This is a genomic window from Streptomyces sp. Ru71, assembly GCF_002920535.1.
Taxonomy (GTDB): Bacteria; Actinomycetota; Actinomycetes; order Streptomycetales; family Streptomycetaceae; genus Streptomyces.
On sequence record NZ_PQSS01000028.1, the window covers coordinates 1 to 17,939 of the forward strand.

Below are 17,939 nucleotides of genomic sequence, written 5' to 3' on the forward strand. Positions count from 1 at the left end.
GGGTTGGCGCTTGAGGGGGGCGGGGGCATCGAGGTGCCGTTTGTGCTCGTCGAGCGGCGGCCTGACGACCTCATGGAGGCCGAGCAGGTGGGCAGCGACCATGCCTATGGCGCGCGGATCGCCGTTCGTCATCTTGCCGGGCTCGGGCGGAAGCGGATCGGGCTGCTGCTGCGGGAGGACAGTCCGCACCGGGAGCTGGTGCGGGAGGGGTTTGTCGGGGGGCTCGCGGGGGTGGGGCTGGCTAGCGACTTCGTGGTGCCGTTGCCTTCGCAGGGGCGGGTGGGGAGCGGGAGCGGGAGCGGGTGCTCGGGTCGTTCACGGACGCTGTTGTGGCCGGGCGGATCGATGCGGCGCTCGTGCACAACGACCATGACGCGATCGTGCTGCTGCAGCGGTTGCGGGCGCGTGGGGTGCGGGTGCCCGATGACTGCGCGCTCGTGGCGTACGACGATGAGGTCGCGGCGTTGGCGGATGTTCCGCTGAGTGCGGTTGCTCCGCCGAAGCGGGCGGTGGGGGTTGCGGCGGTGGATCTGATCGCTCGGCGGCTGGCTGAGCCGGGGCGGGCTCGGCATCGGGTGACGATTTTGCCGGAGCTGCGGGTTCGGGGTTCTAGCGGGTAGTTGTTCGTCTGCGGGTGGGTGGGGGCTGGTCGCGCAGTTCCCCGCGCCCCTTGAATGCCTGCGGCGGCCCGTTGCGGTCGCGTCGTGGCGTGCGTAGCGCCTTGTGCCCGGTGGGTGGGTCGGGCCGGGGTGGGGGGTATCCGTCCTCGGTCCGGCCCACTGTCCCCGACACGGGTGCCGTTGGCGGTGCCGGCCGCTGCGGGCGGACACCCCCCACCCGTCCCCTCCCCGCCGTGGGCGACTGCGGCCCGCCATCGGCTTAGCTGGCGGCCGCCGCGCGGGGCGGCACCTGTCCCCGCCTAGCTGCGGGCCACCGCGCCGGGGGGCGACACCCGTATCCGCCTAGCTGCGGGCCACCGCGCCGGGGGGCGGCACCCGTATCCGCATAGCTGCGGGCAGTCGTGCCGCTGGGGCGGCACGGGTGGGCGCAGCGGCACCCCGCCAGCGCCGGTGAGCGCACCTACCCCCGGCCCGCTGCCGCGCCGGGCACCTGCCGACGCCGGGCCGCCCGGCCCGTCTCACTCACCCCGGTCGCTCACCGCGTGTTGCGGTAGGGCCAGGGTCAGCGCTGCGCACGCGATGAACGTTGCCGTGATCCACGGCATCGTGGAGATCAGCGCGTCGGACAAGCCCTGGCCCGTGTTGCTGAAGAAGATCGTGCCGATCAGCGCCGCCCCCAGCGCTCCCCCGAACTGCTGGGCCGTGGAGAAGATGCCGGACGCGCCGCCCGCGAGGTCGGTGGGGACTGCCGACAGGACCACGTTGACGAGGGGGACCACCAGGAAGCCCAGGCCGGCCCCGGCCACGAGCAGGCCCGGTGTCAGGGGCCACGCCCCCGTGTGCGGGCCGGCCGCGTCGCTGACGGCTGCCCAGACCCAGCCGAAGCCGCCGGCCATCATCAGCGCGCCGGCGCCCAGTACCGCCCGGCCGTACTTCACCGCGAGGGCGTCCGCGGCGGGCGCGGTCAGGAAGCCGCCGGCGGAGAAGGCCACCGTGACGAGGCCGGCCTGCATCGGTGTGTAGCGCTCGCCCGCCTGCAGCCAGATGGCGAAGGCCAGGAAGAAGCCCTGCATGCCGAGGGAGAACAGGAGTTGGACGAGGACGCCGAAGGAGAACGCGGGGAGTTTGAAGGCTCGGGCGGGCAGGAGGGGGGTGGTGTGTGCCGTGCGGCGGCGTGCCTCGTGGAGGGCGAGGGCGGTCACCGCGCTCACGCCGGCGGTCAGGCACAGCCAGCCCCACAGCGGCCAGCCGTTCTCGCGGCCCTGGACCAGTGGCAGCACGATCGCCACCAGGCCGGCCGCGAGTAGCACGCTGCCGAAGAGGTCGGGGCGGCCGGCCGAGCGCTCTTTGGTGGCCGGGACCAGGAGGAGGCCGCCGATGAAGGTGGCCGCAGCGATGGGCACGTTGACCAGGAAGACCGTGCGCCAGCCCCAGCCGAACAGGTCGGCGTCGGTCAGCAGGCCGCCGAGCAGCAGGCCCACCGCGGAGGCGAAGCCGGAGACCGCGCCGTACATGCCGAAGGCGGCGCCGCGTTCCCTGCCGGTGAACAGGGTGCGGAAGGAGCCGATGACCTGCGGGACCAGGACGGCCGCCAGCACGCCCTGCACGGCTCGCGCGGCGATGAGCTGGCCCGGTGACTGTGCGATGCCGCAGGCCAGGCTGGCCAGGCCGAAGCCGGCGGTGCCGGTGAGGAAGAGGCCGCGGCGTCCGTAGCGGTCGCCGAGGTGGCCGGAGACGATCAGGGTGGCCCCGAAGCCCAGCAGGTAGGCGGAGATCAGCCATTGCAGATCGCTCGCCGAGGCGTGCAGGTCGCGGCCGATGGAGGGGACCGCGACGTTGACGATGGTCACGTCCAGCAGGTCCATCAGGGCCGCCGTCATCATCACGACCGCTGCGGCCCAGCGGTGGGGGTGGGGTGGGTTGCGGGGGTGTTGGGGGGTGGTGACGGTTGTGGACATGGGGGCTCCCCGGCCTCGATTTATTTCGTTCGGTCTAACGAAATAGTTGCAGGCATGGGCCCGCCGGGACAAGTAGTTCGTTTGGGCGAACTAAGTTTTTTAGTAGGGTGAGCCCATGACCGATGACAAGCGGGCCGAGGTTCTTGAGCAGCTCATGGCCGTCGGCCGGGAGCACAGCGGCGTCACGGTGATGTTCCACTCGGCGGTCGCCGCCAAGCAGGGGCTGAACGCGACCGAGGAGAAGACCCTCGACCTGCTGGAGCGGCACGGGCCGCTCACCGCCAAGGATCTGGCGCGGCTGACGGGGCTGGCCCCCGCCTCCGTCACCGGGCTGGTGGACCGGCTGGAGGCCAAGGGCTTCGCGCGGCGGGTCAAGCATCCGACGGACAAGCGGCGGGTGCTGGTGGAGCTGGAGCGGGGCCGGATCGGTGAGCTGGCCGGGTTCTTCGAGGACTGGGCCCGCGACATCGTCGAGGCGTGCGAGGAGTTCAGCACCGAGGAACTGGAGACCGTGGTCCGGTTTCTGACGGTGATGGCTCAGCGGCAGCGCGCTGCGGCGGCCCGCCTCACCGGGTCCTGACCGCGATGCCGTCCAGGACCATCGACAGGTACTGGCGGGCGATCTCCTCGGGCGTGTGGCGGCCGCCGGGCCGGTACCAGGAGGCGGCGACCCAGACGGTGTCCCGCAGGAACCGGTAGGTGAGGCGGATGTCGAGGTCGGCGCGGAACTCGCCGGCGGCCACGCCGCGTTCCAGGGTGGACAGCCATGCCTGTTCGAAGCGGCGCTGCGAGTCCGCCAGGAACGCGAAGCGCTCCTGGGTGACGAGGTGGCGGGACTCCTTCTGGTAGATGGCGACCGCGTCGCGGTGTCGGTCGATCTCCCGGAAGGACTCGGTGACCAGCGCCCGGAGGGTCTCGTGGGGGGTCAGACCCGCGGCGAGGACGGTGTCGTAGCCGTTCCAGAGCTCGTCGAGGAAGGTGCGCAGGATCTCCTCCAGCATCGACTCCTTGGAGTCGAAGTGGTAGTAGAGGCTGCCGGCGAGCATGCCCGCGTGGTCGGCGATCCGGCGCACGGTGGTGGCGTTGTAGCCCTGTTCGGCGAAGACCTCGGCGGCGGTGGCGAGGAGTTCCCGGCGTCGCTCCGGGGTGGCGGGCACCTGCGGTTTCTTCTTGGTCGGCACGGGTCCATTGTGGCCGTACCCGGCGCGGGCTCAGGCCAGCAGGCGGGCCAGTGAGCGACGGGAGCCCTCCAGGCCGGCGATCCGGTCCTCGATGTCCCGCAGTTGTTCCAGCAGCAGGGGCGTCAGGCAGGGTTCGACCTCCGCGTCGCTGCCGCACACGCAGTCCAGCACCTCGCGGATCAGCCGGGTGGGCAGGCCCGCGTCCAGGAGGGTGCGGATGCGGCGTACGGTCGCGGGCGCGTCGGTGTCGTAGACGCGCTGGCCGCCGGGGGTGCGATCGGCGTCGAGCAGGCCCTGCTCCTCGTAGTAGCGCAGGAGGCGCACGCTCACTCCGGTGGTGCGCGACAGCTCTCCGATCTTCATGTGATCCCCCTCACTCCAGCTTGAACCTCACATGGGTGTGAGCTCGTAGCGTCGCAGCCATGACGAACACGACTGTATTCCCCGTCGGTGGCGACCTGTTCGTACGGCGGATCGGTTACGGCGCGATGCGGCTGGCGGGTGCGCCGCACGAGCGGAGCGGCATGACGGCGCCCATCTGGACGGCCCCCACCGACCGCGCCGCCGCGATCGGCCTGCTGCGCGAGGCGGTCGGCCTCGGGGTGAACCTCTTCGACACCTCCGACGCCTACGCGCTCGGCGCGAACGAGGAGTTGCTGGCCGAGGCCCTCGCGCCGTTCCGTGACGACGTGGTGATCGCGACGAAGGCGGGCGTGCTGCGGCCGAGTCCGGGCGAGTGGATCCCCCACGGTCATCCGGCCTATCTGCGTCAGCAGGCCGAGTTGAGTCTGCGTCGGCTGCGCACCGATCGCATCGATCTCTTTTATCTGCATCGGATCGATCCCGCCTATCCGCTCGCGGATCAGGTCGGCGCCTTGAAGCAGCTCCAGGAGGAGGGGAAGGTGCGGCACATCGGGTTGTCGGAGGTGGGCGTCGCCGAGATCGAGGAGGCTTCGAAGGTCGCGCCGATCGCCAGTGTGCAGAACCTGTACAACCTCGCCGAGCGCGGTCACGATGCGGTGATCGACCACACCGCGGCGCGCGGCATCGCCTTCGTGCCGTACTTCCCGGTCAGTGTCGGCGAGCACGGCCCGCTGGCGCGGGTCGCCGGGGAACTGGGTGCGACCGTCTCCCAGACGGCCCTCGCCTGGCTGCTGCACCGCTCCCCCAATGTCCTCCCCATTCCGGGCACGTCCTCTCCCGGTCACCTCGCCGAGAACGTCCGGGCGCTGGAACTGGAGCTGAGCGAGGAGCAGTTCAAGCGCGTGGCGGGATGATCCCCTGGGCGCGGGCCGCCGTCAGCCAGCGGGGGAACTCGCCGATCAGGCGGTCGTACAGGGCGGCGCCGGAGACCTTGCCCGGGTCCGCGCCCGCGTGGAAGAAGCCGGCGTTGTCGACCGTCCGCTTGTCCGGTACGGGGAGGTCGTCGAGCCTGCGCAGGAAGTCGAACTGCCGGCTGTGCGGGTCGCCGAAGCCGATGAACTGCCAGAACAGCGGGAGGCGTGCGGCTTTGCAGAGGTAGCGCTCCGCGGCGAGCCGGTTGATCGGGCCACCGTCGGTCTGGAAGACGACCAGCGCGGGCTCCCGGGCGCCGCTGTCGAGGTAGTGGTCGATGACGGCGTCCATCGCGAGGTGGTAGCTCGTCTTACCCATGTGGCCGAGACCGGCCACGATCCGCTCGATACGGCCCCGGTGGTCGGCCAGCGCGATGTCGGTGACCGCGTCGACGTCCGTGGAGAAGAGGACCACCGGCACGGTGCCGTCGTCGTCCAGGTGTGCGGCCAGGCCGAGGACACGGTCGGCCAGGGCCTGCACGGTGCCGTCCTTGTAGTACGGCTTCATGGAGCCCGAGTAGTCGACCACCAGGTAGACGGCCGCTCTCAGGTCCTCCAGGCCGTACTTGGTCAGTGAGACACCGGCCGTCTTGTAGAGGCTGACCAGCGCGGGTGCGGTCTCCTCCACCTTGGTCAGGCTGATCGCTGCCACGCGCGCTCCCCCGTCGGCTTCGTGGTTCCGGCTGCGAGGGTACGCCACAGCGGGCCCTGGCCTCCCGTCGGCCGACAGCGTTCGCTATTTTGTTCGCCGCCGTCCCCACCGGCTCACCGTCCCTCCCACATCCGCAAGGAGCCGGCGTGGAACCCGAGTCCGCCGTCACCACCTGCTTCCGCCATCCCAAGGTGGAGTCCCACGTCCGCTGCACCCGCTGCGACCGGTACATCTGCCCCGACTGCATGCGGGAGGCCGCGGTCGGCCACCAGTGCGTGGAGTGCGTAAAGGAGGGGGCCCGTTCGGTGCGGCAGGCCCGTACCGTCGTCGGCGGGCGGGTCTCGGCGACGCCGGTGCTGACGTGCGTGCTGATCGGGCTCAACGTGCTGGCCTATCTGGGCGAGCTGGTGCGGCCGGGGATCGTCGACCGGTTCGCGATGCTCGGCGCCCGGCTGGTCGGCCCGGACGGCGGCTACTACGTCTACGTCAGCGGCTTCCCGGCCGGCTACCACGCCCAGGGGGTCGTGGCCGGCGAGTGGGAGCGGCTGCTGACCGGCGCGTTCCTGCATCTGCGGCCGACCGAGGGCACGTTCGGGATCGCGCACATCGTGATGAACATGGTCGCGCTGTGGCAGCTCGGCCGGGTCGTGGAGGCCCAGCTGGGCCGGGTCCGCTACCTCGCCCTGTATCTGCTGTCGGCGCTCGGCGGCTCGGTGCTGGAGCTGCTCGCCGCCGACCCGGCGCAGGAGTCCGTGGGCGCCTCGGGCGCGATCTTCGGTCTGGGCGCGGCGTTCTACGTCCTCGCCCGGCGCCTGGGCGGTGACCTGGGGCAGGTCAACCGGTTCATGGCCGGCCTGGTGGTGTGGATGCTGATCTCGGCCGGTCTGACGTCCTGGCAGGGTCACCTCGGCGGTCTGCTGACCGGCGGCGCGGTCGCCCTGGCGTATGCCTACGCGCCCCGGGACGGCCGGCGTGCCCTGGTGCAGGCGGGCGCCTGTGTGGCCGTGCTGGCGCTGCTGGTGATATGTGCCTGGGGCAAGGCTGCCGCGCTGACGTCGGGCGCGGCCTGAGCCGCCGGACCATCGCACCGAGACGAGAACCATGAAACGCACCGGTTGTCTGCTGTTCGCCGCCCTTCCCGTCGTAGCGGTGGTGGCGTTCTACTTCGTCGACCCCTCGGGCGACTCCGGTCCCCCGTCCGGCGGCGCGTCCACCGTGCAGGAGTCCCGCAAGGACGCCAAGGCCAAGGCCGAGCACGCGCCCGCGCAGCGGTCGGAGGACGCGGAGGTGCTGGCCGACGCCCCGCCGGGGCTTGCCGCGCCCGGGAAGAAGGAGCTGGCGCAGCGGATCGTGGCCAGCGCCGAGAACTCCACGCTGGACTGGCGGGCCTCCTACGGCGCCATCGAGGACATCGGCGACGGCTGCGGTTACACGGCCGGCATCATCGGCTTCTGCACCGGCACCCACGATCTGCTGAGCCTCGTCGAGCGCTACACCCGGGACCATCCGGACAACGGTCTGGCCCGTTATCTGCCGGCGCTGCGCGCGGTCGACGGGACGGATTCCCACGAGGGGCTCGATCCCGGTTTCACCGCGGCGTGGCGGGCGGAGGCGCGGCTGCCCGCCTTCCGGCAGGCGCAGGAGGCCGAGCGGGACGAGGTGTACTTCGACCCGGCGGTGCGCCTGGCGAAGCTGGACGGCCTGGGCACGCTCGGGCAGTTCGTGTACTACGACGCGATGGTCTTCCACGGCCCGGGCATCGACGCCGACGGTTTCTACGTGCTGCGCGAGCGCGCGATGGGGCAGGCGAGGACGCCGGCGCAGGGCGGCGACGAGAAGGCGTACCTCGGTGTCTTCCTGGACGTGTGCCGCGCGGCGATGAAGGAGCGCCGGTCCACGCTGGACACCTCCCGTGTCGACACGGCCCAGCGCCGCTGGCTGGAGGCGGGCAACCTGGCCCTGGACACGCCGCTGACCTGGCAGGTGTACGGGGAGACGTACCGGGTGCCGTAGGAGCAGGGAAAGGCGACGGCGCCTGCCCAAGGTCCGGTCGGGGACAGGGCAGGCGCCGTCTGTGTTCCGCACGCCGTTGTACGGGACGTTTTTTGGGGGGTGACCCCGGGTGACCCCGTGGGGTCACCCGTGCCGTCAGACCGCCAGGGCGCGGTCGGTCGGGCGGATCGGGGCCGGCAGGTCGCTGGCTCCGGTCAGGAAGCGGTCGACGCCGCGGGCGGCCGAGCGGCCCTCCGCGATCGCCCACACGATCAGGGACTGACCGCGGCCGGCGTCACCGGCGACGAACACGCCGGGCACGTTCGTCTGGAAGTCGGCGTCGCGGGCGATGTTACCGCGTTCGTCGAGCTCCAGGCCGAACTGCTCCACCAGGCCGTTCTCCCGGTCGGTGCCGGTGAAGCCCATGGCGAGGGTGACCAGCTGGGCGGGGATCTTGCGCTCGGTGCCCGGCTTGGAGGTCAGCTTGCCGTCGACGAACTCCACCTCGCTCAGGTGCAGCCACTGGACGTTGCCGTCCTCGTCGCCCTCGAAGTGGGTGGTGGAGGCGGAGTAGATCCGCTCGCCGCCCTCCTCGTGGGCCGAGGTGACCTTGTACAGGACCGGGAAGGTCGGCCAGGGCTGGCTGACCGGGTTCCGCTCCTCGTTGGGTCGGGGCATGATCTCCAGCTGGGTGACCGAGGCCGCGCCCTGGCGGTGGGCGGTGCCCACGCAGTCGGCGCCGGTGTCGCCGCCGCCGATGACGACGACGTGCTTGCCCTCGGCGGAGATCGGGGGCGTCACGAAGTCGCCCTCCTGCACCTTGTTGGCCAGGGGCAGGTACTCCATGGCCTGGTAGATGCCCTTGAGCTCGCGGCCGGGCACCGGCAGGTCGCGGGCGGTGGTGGCGCCGACGGCGAGCACGACCGCGTCGTACCGCTTCTTCAGGTCGGTGGCCTTCAGGTCGCGGCCGATCTCGATGCCGGTGCGGAAGCGGGTGCCCTCCGCGCGCATCTGCTCGATACGGCGGTTGATGTGCCGCTTCTCCATCTTGAACTCGGGGATGCCGTAGCGGAGGAGGCCTCCGACGCGGTCCGCGCGCTCGTAGACGGCGACGGTGTGACCGGCCCGGGTGAGCTGCTGAGCGGCGGCCAGGCCGGCGGGGCCGGAGCCGACGACGGCGACGGTCTTGCCGGACAGGCGCTCGGGGATCTGCGGGACGACGTCCCCGGTCTCCCACGCCTTGTCGATGATCGAGACCTCGACGTTCTTGATGGTGACCGGCGGCTGGTTGATGCCGAGCACGCACGCCGACTCGCACGGAGCCGGGCACAGGCGGCCGGTGAACTCCGGGAAGTTGTTCGTGGCGTGCAGGCGCTCGGAGGCCGCGCCCCAGTCCTCGCGGTAGGCGTAGTCGTTCCACTCGGGGATGAGGTTCCCGAGCGGACAGCCGTTGTGGCAGAACGGGATGCCGCAGTCCATGCAGCGGCTGGCCTGCTTGGAGATGATCGGCAGCAGGGAGCCGGGGACGTAGACCTCGTTCCAGTCCCTGACGCGCTGCTCGACCGGACGGGACTTGGCGACCTCGCGGCCGTGGTTCAGAAAGCCCTTCGGGTCAGCCATTGATCGCCGCCTCCATCATCTTCTCGGTGATCTCGGTCTCGGACAGACCGGCTCGCTCGGCGGCGTCCTTGGCGGCGAGCACTGCCTTGTACGTGCTGGGGATGATCTTGCTGAAGCGCTCGACGGCGGTGTCCCACTCGGCCAGGAGCTTCTCGGCCACGGTGGAGCCGGTCTCCTCCTGGTGGCGGCGCACGACGTCGTGCAGCCACTGCTTGTCCGCCTCGTCCAGCGCCTCGATCGCGTCGAGGTTGCCGGCGTTGACGTTGTCGCGGTCGAGGTCGATGACGTAGGCGATGCCACCGGACATACCGGCCGCGAAGTTGCGGCCGGTCTCGCCGAGGACGACCGCGTGACCGCCGGTCATGTACTCACAGCCGTGGTCGCCCACGCCCTCGGAGACGACCGTCGCACCGGAGTTGCGGACGCAGAAGCGCTCGCCGGTGCGGCCGCGCAGGAACATCTCGCCGCCGGTGGCGCCGTAGCCGATGGTGTTGCCGGCGATGACGCTGTACTCGGCGAGGTGGTCGGCGCCCCGGTCCGGGCGGACGATGATCCGGCCGCCGGACAGGCCCTTGCCGACGTAGTCGTTGGCGTCGCCCTCCAGGCGCAGCGTGACACCGCGCGGGACGAAGGCGCCGAAGGACTGGCCGGCGGAGCCGGTGAAGGTGATGTCGATGGTGTCGTCGGGCAGGCCCGCACCGCCGAACTTCTTCGTCACCTCGTGGCCGAGCATGGTGCCGACCGTGCGGTTGATGTTGCGGATGGCGACCTGGGCGCGGACCGGCTGTGCGTCCGTCGCGTCCGAGGCGGCCAGCGCGTCCGCGGCCAGCTTGATCAGCTCGTTGTCGAGGGCCTTCTCCAGGCCGTGGTCCTGGGCGATGACCTGGTGGCGCACCGCGCCCTCGGGCAGCTCGGGCACGTGGAACAGCGGCTGCAGGTCCAGGCCCTGGGCCTTCCAGTGGTCGACCGCGCGGGTGACGTCGAGGGCCTCAGCGTGGCCGACGGCCTCCTCGATGGAGCGGAAGCCCAGCTCGGCGAGGAGCTCGCGGACCTCCTGCGCGATGAACTCGAAGAAGTTCACCACGTACTCGGCCTTGCCGTTGAAGCGGTCGCGCAGGGTCGGGTTCTGGGTGGCGATGCCGACCGGGCAGGTGTCCAGGTGGCACACGCGCATCATCACGCAGCCGGAGACGACCAGCGGGGCGGTCGCGAAACCGAACTCCTCGGCGCCCAGCAGCGCGGCGATGACCACGTCACGGCCGGTCTTGAGCTGGCCGTCGGTCTGCACGACGATCCGGTCGCGCAGGCCGTTGAGCAGCAGGGTCTGCTGGGTCTCGGCGAGACCGAGCTCCCAGGGGCCGCCGGCGTGCTTGAGCGAGGTGAGCGGGGAGGCGCCGGTGCCGCCGTCGTGGCCGGAGATCAGCACCACGTCCGCGTGCGCCTTGGACACACCCGCCGCGACCGTGCCGACGCCGACCTCGGAGACCAGCTTGACGTGAATCCGCGCCTGCGGGTTCGCGTTCTTCAGGTCGTGGATCAGCTGGGCCAGGTCCTCGATGGAGTAGATGTCGTGGTGCGGCGGCGGGGAGATCAGGCCGACACCCGGCGTCGAGTGACGGGTCTTGGCCACCCACGGGTAGACCTTGTGGCCGGGCAGCTGGCCGCCCTCGCCGGGCTTGGCGCCCTGGGCCATCTTGATCTGGATGTCGTCCGCGTTGACCAGGTACTCGGAGGTCACGCCGAAGCGGCCGGAGGCGACCTGCTTGATGGCGCTGCGCCGCTTCGGGTCGTACAGGCGCTCCGGGTCCTCGCCGCCCTCACCGGTGTTGGACTTGCCGCCCAGCTGGTTCATGGCGATGGCGAGGGTCTCGTGCGCCTCCTGCGAGATGGAGCCGTACGACATGGCGCCGGTGGAGAAGCGCTTGACGATCTCGGAGACCGGCTCGACCTCGTCGATGGGGATCGGACCCCGGTCGGACTTGAAGCCGAACAGGCCGCGCAGCGTCATCAGACGCTCGGACTGCTCGTTCACGCGCTCGGTGTACTTCTTGAAGATGTCGTAGCGGCCGGTGCGCGTGGAGTGCTGGAGGCGGAAGACCGTCTCCGGGTCGAACAGGTGCGGCTCGCCCTCGCGGCGCCACTGGTACTCGCCGCCGATCTCCAGCGCGCGGTGCGCCGGGGCGATGCCGGAGGCCGGGTAGGCCTTGGCGTGGCGGGCGGCGACCTCCTGGGCGATGACGTCGATGCCGACGCCGCCGATCTTGGTGGCGGTGCCGTTGAAGTACTTCTCCACGAAGGCCTCGTCCAGGCCGACGGCCTCGAAGACCTGGGCGCCGCGGTAGGAGGCGACGGTGGAGATGCCCATCTTGGACATGACCTTCAGCACGCCCTTGCCGAGGGCGTAGATCAGGTTCTTGATGGCCTTCTCGGGCTCCAGGCCGTTCAGGAAGGTGCCGGCGCGCAGCAGGTCCTCGACGGACTCCATCGCCAGGTACGGGTTTACGGCGGCGGCGCCGTAGCCGATGAGCAGGGCGACGTGGTGGACCTCGCGGACGTCGCCGGCCTCGACCAGCAGGCCCACCTGGGTGCGCTGCTTGGTGCGGATGAGGTGGTGGTGGACGGCCGCGGTGAGCAGCAGCGACGGGATCGGCGCGTGCTCGGCGTCGGAGTGGCGGTCGGACAGGACGATCAGGCGGGCGCCGTTCTCTATGGCCGCGTCGGCCTCGGCGCAGATCTCCTCGATGCGCGCGGCGAGCGCGTCACCGCCGCCGTGCACCCGGTACAGGCCGGAGAGGGTCGCGGCCTTGAAGCCGGGCATGTCACCGTCGGCGTTGATGTGGATGAGCTTGGCCAGCTCGTCGTTGTCGATGACCGGGAAGGGCAGGGTCACCGAGCGACAGGAGGCGGCCGTCGGGTCGAGCAGGTTGCCCTCGGGGCCCAGCGAGGAGCGCAGGGAGGTGACCAGTTCCTCGCGGATCGCGTCCAGCGGCGGGTTGGTGACCTGGGCGAACAGCTGGGTGAAGTAGTCGAAGAGCAGGCGCGGGCGCTCGGACAGGGCCGCGATGGGGCTGTCGGTGCCCATGGAGCCGATCGGCTCGGCGCCGGTGCGGGCCATCGGGGCGAGGATGACGCGCAGCTCCTCCTCGGTGTACCCGAAGGTCTGCTGGCGGCGGGTGACCGAGGCGTGGGTGTGGACGATGTGCTCGCGCTCGGGCAGGTCGCCGAGCTCGATCTCGCCGGTCTCCAGCCACTCGGCGTAGGGCTGCTCCTCGGCGAGCGCCCGCTTGATCTCGTCGTCCTCGATGATGCGGTGCTCGGCGGTGTCGACGAGGAACATCCGGCCGGGCTGCAGGCGGCCCTTGCGGACGACCTTGGCGGGGTCGATGTCGAGGACGCCGACCTCGGAGCCGAGGACGACGAGGCCGTCGTCGGTGACCCAGTAGCGGCCGGGGCGCAGGCCGTTGCGGTCGAGGACGGCGCCGACCTGGGTGCCGTCGGTGAAGGTGACGCAGGCGGGGCCGTCCCAGGGCTCCATCATCGTGGAGTGGAACTGGTAGAAGGCGCGGCGGGCCGGGTCCATGGAGTCGTGGTTCTCCCACGCCTCCGGGATCATCATCAGCACGGAGTGCGGCAGCGAACGGCCGCCCAGGTGCAGCAGCTCCAGCACCTCGTCGAAGGAGGCGGAGTCGGAGGCGTCGGGCGTGCACACCGGGAAGATGCGCTCCAGGCCCTTGCCGTCCGAGCCGAACAGGTCGGAGACCAGCTGGGACTCGCGGGCGCGCATCCAGTTGCGGTTGCCCTTGACGGTGTTGATCTCACCGTTGTGCGCGACGAAGCGGTAGGGGTGCGCGAGCGGCCACGACGGGAAGGTGTTCGTGGAGAACCGGGAGTGCACCAGCGCGATCGCGGAGCCGAAGCGGCGGTCGGACAGGTCCGGGAAGAAGGGCTCCAGCTGGCCGGTGGTCAGCATGCCCTTGTAGACGATCGTCCGGGCGGACAGCGACGGGAAGTAGACGCCGACCTCGCGCTCGGCGCGCTTGCGCAGCACGAACGCCTTGCGGTCCAGGGCGATGCCCGTGGAGGCTCCGTCGGTGACGAAGAGCTGGCGGAAGACCGGCATGGTGGAGCGGGCGGTGGCGCCGAGCAGCTCCGGGGCGACCGGGACCTCGCGCCAGCCGAGGACGGTCAGCTCCTCCTCGGAGGCGATCGTCTCGATCTTCGAGACGGCGTCGGCGGTGCCGTCCTCGGGCAGGAACGCGATGCCGACGGCGTAGGCGCCGGCCTCGGGCAGCTCGAATCCGGCCACCTCGCGGAAGAACGCGTCCGGGACCTGGGAGAGGATGCCGGCGCCGTCGCCCGAGTCGGGCTCGGAGCCGGTGGCACCGCGGTGCTCCAGGTTGCGCAGGACCGTCAGGGCCTGCTCGACCAGCGTGTGGGACGCCTCGCCGGTGAGGGTGGCGACGAAGCCGACGCCGCAGGCGTCGTGCTCGTTGCGGGGGTCGTACATACCCTGCGCAGCAGGGCGAGCATCCATGAACGACCAGGTCGCGCTGTCGTTCGAGGAATGCTGGGACGGCTGGCGCGGCGTACGCATCGGCTCTCCCGTCGTCGTCAAGTGGCATGTGCAGGTGCCGAGGGACGACGTTGGCCCTCTGCGTGATCTCAAAATTTCGTGCAGGTTACATGATGGAGCGGTTCTCGGGAACCGGATACTCCGTTCCAGCATGCGGACGCCGCGGGTGCGCGGGCGGGGGTTGACGCAGCCCCGTGGCGGAAGGTTTTGGGGGGACCGACGCGGACAGATCGATGTCCGTCGGTCCGGGTCGGGGCGGGCGTCGTCGCACGCCCCGGGGGTGTGCCGCAGGCCTCATTGCCCACAGCGCTTACGGCTCATGCCCCGCCGTCATACGACTGAAACCAGCGGGTAATGGAGAACTTATGCGGCCCATCGCATAAGTACCAGCCCCGTCATCCTACGGCCGTTCCGAACAGGCTGCCCAGGACGTACGTCACACCGGCCGCCGCACCACCCAGGGCGAGCTGGCGCAGACCGCTGAACCACCAGGTCCGCGCGGTCACCTTGGCGACCACCGCGCCGCAGGCGAACAGCCCGAACAGGGCGAGCAGCACGGCCGGCCACAGCGCGGTGGCGCCGAGCAGATACGGCAGGACCGGAAGCAGGGCGCCCAGCGCGAAGGAGCCGAACGACGACACGGCCGCGACCAGCGGCGACGGCAGGTCGCTCGGGTCGATGCCGAGCTCCTCGCGGGCGTGGATCTCCAGCGCCTGCTCGGGGTCCTTGGACAGCTGCCGGGCGACCTCGCGGGCCAGCTCCGGCTCCACGCCGCGCGCCTGGTACAGCGCGGCGAGCTCGGCCTCCTCGTCGGCGGGGTGCTTGCGCAGCTCGCGCCGCTCGACGTCCAGTTCGGCCTCGACCAGCTCGCGCTGGGAGGCGACGGAAGTGTACTCGCCGGCCGCCATCGAGAAGGCGCCGGCGGCCAGGCCCGCGAGCCCGGTGATCACAATGGTGTGCTGGCCGACGGAACCGCCCGCGACACCGGTCATCAGGGCGAGGTTGGAGACCAGGCCGTCCATCGCACCGAAGACGGCGGGGCGCAGCCACCCTCCGTTGACGTCACGGTGGGTGTGGTTGTCGCGGTGCGCCTCGTGCAGCGCCGCCTGGGTCTCGATGATGGCCATTGCGGTCCCCCAAGAAAGCTTAGGCAAAGCTAAGTCTGGACACGTTCTAATTTCCGACAACGCCAAATCTACGCCGGTGATTCCTTCGACGCCAGCAAGGAAAGGCTGGGCTAACCTGCGGTTTTGCGCTCCGACCGGGTGACACCCGGCCCGCGGGCGCGAGACGGTACGGCCGCCGTGGCACACCTGGCGCAAAGGGTTCCACACCCTGGACGGGACTCCCCGGAGGTGACGCCGCAATGGCCTCGATCCGTGAGCGGGCCCGTGGCGCCCTGCTCGGCCTGGCCGTCGGGGACGCCCTCGGGGCGCCGGCGGAGAACCTCAAGCCCTCCGAGATCCGGGCCCGCTGGGGCCGCGTCACCGGATTCGTCGCGGCCGAGCCGGCCGGCACCGACGACACCGAGTACGCGATCTTCTCCGGACTGCTGCTCGCCCGGCACGGCTCGGCCCTCACCCCGGCCGACGTCGAGGCGGCCTGGCACGAGTGGATCGCCGACCGCGCCGAGGGCCCCTTCAAGGGCGCCGGTTTCAGCGAACGCGGCACCCTGGAGAACCTGCGCCGGGGACTCGCCGCACCCATCTCCGCCCAGCACCGGCACGCCTGGAGCGACGGCCTGGCCATGCGCGCGGCGGTGTCCGGCGTGCACGCCGCGGGACGCCCCGCCGAGGCGGCCCGGCTCGCCGCGATCGACGGCTCGGTCAGCCATGACGGCGAGGGCATCTACGGCGGCCAGGCGGTCGCCGCCGGGGTCGCCGCGGCGATGGGGGGCGCGAGCCCGGAGGCGGTGGTCGCGGCCGCCCTCACCGTCGTACCGGACGACTCCTGGACGGCCCGCTCGCTGCGCCGGGCCGTCACGGCCGCCCACGGCGGGGAACGCGCGGTGCGCTCCGCCGTCGTCATCGGCGGCTATCCGTGGACGGACCTCGCGCCCGAGGCGGTCGCCCTCGCCTTCGGCGCGTACGCGGCGGCGGACGGCGAGTTCCGCGACGCGGTCCTCACCGCGGTCAACATGGGCCGCGACGCGGACACCACGGCGGCGGTGGCCGGCGCTCTGGCGGGTGCGACCCAGGGGGTGGCCGCGATCCCGGCCGACTGGGCGTCGGCGATCGGCCCGGCCCGGGGCAGCTGCCTGCCGGCGATGAAGGGACGGCATGTGCTGGAGGTGGCGGACCTGCTGGTGGCAGGGCGGGACGTGGCGGGACGGGAGGTGGCAGGACGGGACGCGGCGGAGCCGGCGGCGAGCGGCACGGACGCGACGCGGATCCTGGTGCCCGACTTCGTACCGGACACGCTGGAGGGACCGGCCGTCCCCGTGCCGGACATCCGGCAGGAACCCACCGCCCCGGTGCCGGACACGCGGGAGGTACCGACCATCCCGGCGGCGGCCACGTGGGAGGCACCGACCGCCTCGGTGCCGGACACGCCGGTGGAACCAACCATGCCGGCGGCGGCCACGTGGGAGGCACCGACCGCCCCGATGGCGGCCACGTCGGAGGAACCGACCGCCTCGTTGCCGGGCACGCTGGAGGAACCGTCCGCCCCCCTGCCCGGCACGCTGGAGGAACCGTCCGCCCCCCTGCCGGACCCGGTGGAGGAATCCACCGCCCCCGTGCCGGACACCCGCGAGGAACCGCCCACCCCGGCCGGGCAGCCCGTCGAGGCGGGCGGCGGGTGGGCACCGGCCGCCCGGGGCGTCCGGGCACCCGGGCCCCTGGTGCCCGCGGTGGATCCCGGTGACGACGGCAACGAGGCCCGGTCATGAGCCGCCGTATCGAAGGACTGCTCCTCGGGCTCGCCGCGGGCGACGCCGCCGGCTGGCCCTCCGCCCGGCACCGCGCCGCCCGGATGCCGGAGTGGACGCGGCGCCTCACCCGGGAGCTGGACACCTTCGCCGAGCAGAACGCCACGACCACCCTCCCCGTCCCCATCGCCCTCAACCAGCCCCCCGAGCCGCTGCGGCTCGGCCCCTCCGACGACGCCGAGTGGGCGGCCTTCGCCGCCGAGGCGGTGCTGCGGGCCGGTGACGACGACGCCCTCGGTGACCTCAGCCGGGAACGCCGGGTGCGCACCGCCATCGACCTGACCTGGACCGCCGTGGCCGCCGAGGTCGCCGCGGCGGCCGAGCGCGCCGCCGAGATCGAGTCCGCCGTGCTGCCGCTGCGCGCCCGGATCTCCGTGCGGGCCGGCCTCGGCAACCTCGCCGCGGGACTGCGCCCGCCCGCCACCGGCCACGACAACCCGCACTACTTCGACGACGCCGCCTGCGTACGCGCCTGCGTGCTGGCCGCCGCCCACATCGGCGACCCCCGGGCCGCCGCCGACCTCGCCGAGTTCGATGCCCGCTACACCCAGGACGGCGACGGCGTGCACGGCGCCCGCGCGATGGCGGCGGCCCTCGCGCTCGCCCTCACCGGCGCCGACACCGGCACCTGTGTCACCGCCGCGCTCGCCGAACTCCCGCCGGACACCGAGATCGGCCGCAACGCCCGGCACGCGATCGCCCTCGCCCACGACGCCGACAGCGCCTTCGCCCTGGTGCCGCCGCTGGAACACCAGATCGTCGACCACGTCTACAGCTACGGCATCGCCGCCGCCGAGACCGTCCCCGTCGCCCTCGCCCTGGCCACCGCCGCCGGCGGACGCATCGCCGCCGCCGTGCCCGCCGCCTCCTGCCTGTCCCGGGTCGCCGACTCCGCCCCGGCCCTCACCGGCGCCCTGACCGGCGCGCTCGGTGGCGCGGAGGCGATCCCCGAGACGTGGCGCGAAGCCTGCCGCACCCTCACCGGCTGCGCCCTGCCCCGCCTGACCGGCACCGACCTGGTGGAACTCGCCGAGTCGCTGGAAGCCGCACAACCGGCCCTGCCGGGTGGATGATTCGGGC

At 71.9% G+C, this 17,939-nt stretch carries 15 protein-coding genes; 7 read left to right on the top strand and 8 right to left on the bottom strand.

Annotation, left to right across the window (positions count from 1 at the left end; all coding sequences use genetic code 11):
- On the bottom strand, window positions 1–189 hold a 189-nt coding region (locus tag C3489_RS39070; protein ID WP_219821961.1), incomplete at its 3' end, for a hypothetical protein.
- A 113-nt stretch (window positions 190–302) separates the two neighbouring features.
- On the opposite strand from C3489_RS39070, the gene C3489_RS18305 reads away from it, so the two are divergent.
- Window positions 303–620: a substrate-binding domain-containing protein gene (locus tag C3489_RS18305; RefSeq protein ID WP_103782931.1), complete on the top strand. Its 318-nt coding sequence runs from the start codon at window positions 303–305 to the stop codon at window positions 618–620.
- A gap of 518 nt (window positions 621–1,138) precedes the next feature.
- Here the strand turns inward: C3489_RS18305 and C3489_RS18315 are convergent.
- On the bottom strand, window positions 1,139–2,578 hold the full coding sequence (locus tag C3489_RS18315) for an MFS transporter (protein WP_103782933.1): 1,440 nt from the start codon (window positions 2,576–2,578) through the stop codon (window positions 1,139–1,141).
- 115 nt (window positions 2,579–2,693) lie between these two features.
- Here C3489_RS18315 and C3489_RS18320 point away from each other — a divergent pair, with 115 nt between their 5' ends.
- Complete coding sequence (locus C3489_RS18320) at window positions 2,694–3,158, top strand: MarR family winged helix-turn-helix transcriptional regulator (protein WP_103782934.1); 465 nt, start codon at window positions 2,694–2,696, stop codon at window positions 3,156–3,158.
- Here the strand turns inward: C3489_RS18320 and C3489_RS18325 are convergent.
- Both C3489_RS18325 and C3489_RS18330 read right to left on the bottom strand, forming a co-directional pair.
- Entirely contained in the window at window positions 3,145–3,759 is a 615-nt protein-coding gene (locus C3489_RS18325) for a TetR/AcrR family transcriptional regulator (RefSeq protein WP_103782935.1), read from the bottom strand. The genes C3489_RS18320 and C3489_RS18325 overlap by 14 nt on opposite strands.
- Window positions 3,760–3,789: 30 nt before the next feature.
- A complete protein-coding gene (locus C3489_RS18330) occupies window positions 3,790–4,122 on the bottom strand; it encodes a MerR family transcriptional regulator (protein ID WP_103782936.1) in 333 nt (110 codons plus the stop codon).
- Window positions 4,123–4,181: 59 nt separating this feature from the next.
- Between C3489_RS18330 and C3489_RS18335 the strand changes: the two genes are divergently transcribed.
- Entirely contained in the window at window positions 4,182–5,036 is an 855-nt protein-coding gene (locus tag C3489_RS18335; protein WP_103782937.1) for an aldo/keto reductase, read from the top strand.
- Here C3489_RS18335 and C3489_RS18340 read toward each other — a convergent pair.
- Complete coding sequence (locus C3489_RS18340; RefSeq protein WP_181139726.1) at window positions 5,017–5,745, bottom strand: VWA domain-containing protein; 729 nt, start codon at window positions 5,743–5,745, stop codon at window positions 5,017–5,019. The two genes, C3489_RS18335 and C3489_RS18340, sit on opposite strands and share 20 nt — an antisense overlap.
- Window positions 5,746–5,891: 146 nt before the next feature.
- Here C3489_RS18340 and C3489_RS18345 point away from each other — a divergent pair, with 146 nt between their 5' ends.
- Window positions 5,892–6,815: a rhomboid family intramembrane serine protease gene (locus C3489_RS18345; protein WP_103782939.1), complete on the top strand. Its 924-nt coding sequence runs from the start codon at window positions 5,892–5,894 to the stop codon at window positions 6,813–6,815.
- A gap of 31 nt (window positions 6,816–6,846) precedes the next feature.
- Complete coding sequence (locus C3489_RS18350) at window positions 6,847–7,758, top strand: chitosanase (protein WP_103782940.1); 912 nt, start codon at window positions 6,847–6,849, stop codon at window positions 7,756–7,758.
- 135 nt (window positions 7,759–7,893) lie between these two features.
- On the opposite strand, the gene C3489_RS18355 is transcribed toward C3489_RS18350, so the two are convergent.
- The 3 genes from C3489_RS18355 to C3489_RS18365 all read right to left on the bottom strand — a co-directional run bounded on the left by C3489_RS18355 (window position 7,894) and on the right by C3489_RS18365 (window position 15,057).
- Window positions 7,894–9,357, bottom strand: a complete 1,464-nt coding sequence (locus tag C3489_RS18355; RefSeq protein ID WP_103782941.1) for a glutamate synthase subunit beta — start codon at window positions 9,355–9,357, stop codon at window positions 7,894–7,896.
- Window positions 9,350–13,951: a glutamate synthase large subunit gene (gene gltB / locus C3489_RS18360; protein ID WP_181139727.1), complete on the bottom strand. Its 4,602-nt coding sequence runs from the start codon at window positions 13,949–13,951 to the stop codon at window positions 9,350–9,352. The genes C3489_RS18355 and gltB overlap by 8 nt, the downstream gene beginning before the upstream one ends.
- Window positions 13,952–14,325: 374 nt before the next feature.
- Window positions 14,326–15,057, bottom strand: a complete 732-nt coding sequence (locus C3489_RS18365) for a VIT1/CCC1 transporter family protein (RefSeq protein ID WP_103782943.1) — start codon at window positions 15,055–15,057, stop codon at window positions 14,326–14,328.
- Between the two features lie 239 nt (window positions 15,058–15,296).
- Here C3489_RS18365 and C3489_RS39405 point away from each other — a divergent pair, with 239 nt between their 5' ends.
- On the top strand, window positions 15,297–16,820 hold the full coding sequence (locus C3489_RS39405; protein WP_258054800.1) for an ADP-ribosylglycohydrolase family protein: 1,524 nt from the start codon (window positions 15,297–15,299) through the stop codon (window positions 16,818–16,820).
- On the top strand, window positions 16,817–17,932 hold the full coding sequence (locus C3489_RS18375) for an ADP-ribosylglycohydrolase family protein (RefSeq protein ID WP_103782944.1): 1,116 nt from the start codon (window positions 16,817–16,819) through the stop codon (window positions 17,930–17,932). The genes C3489_RS39405 and C3489_RS18375 overlap by 4 nt, the downstream gene beginning before the upstream one ends.
- The last annotated feature ends 7 nt before the right edge of the window (window positions 17,933–17,939 follow it).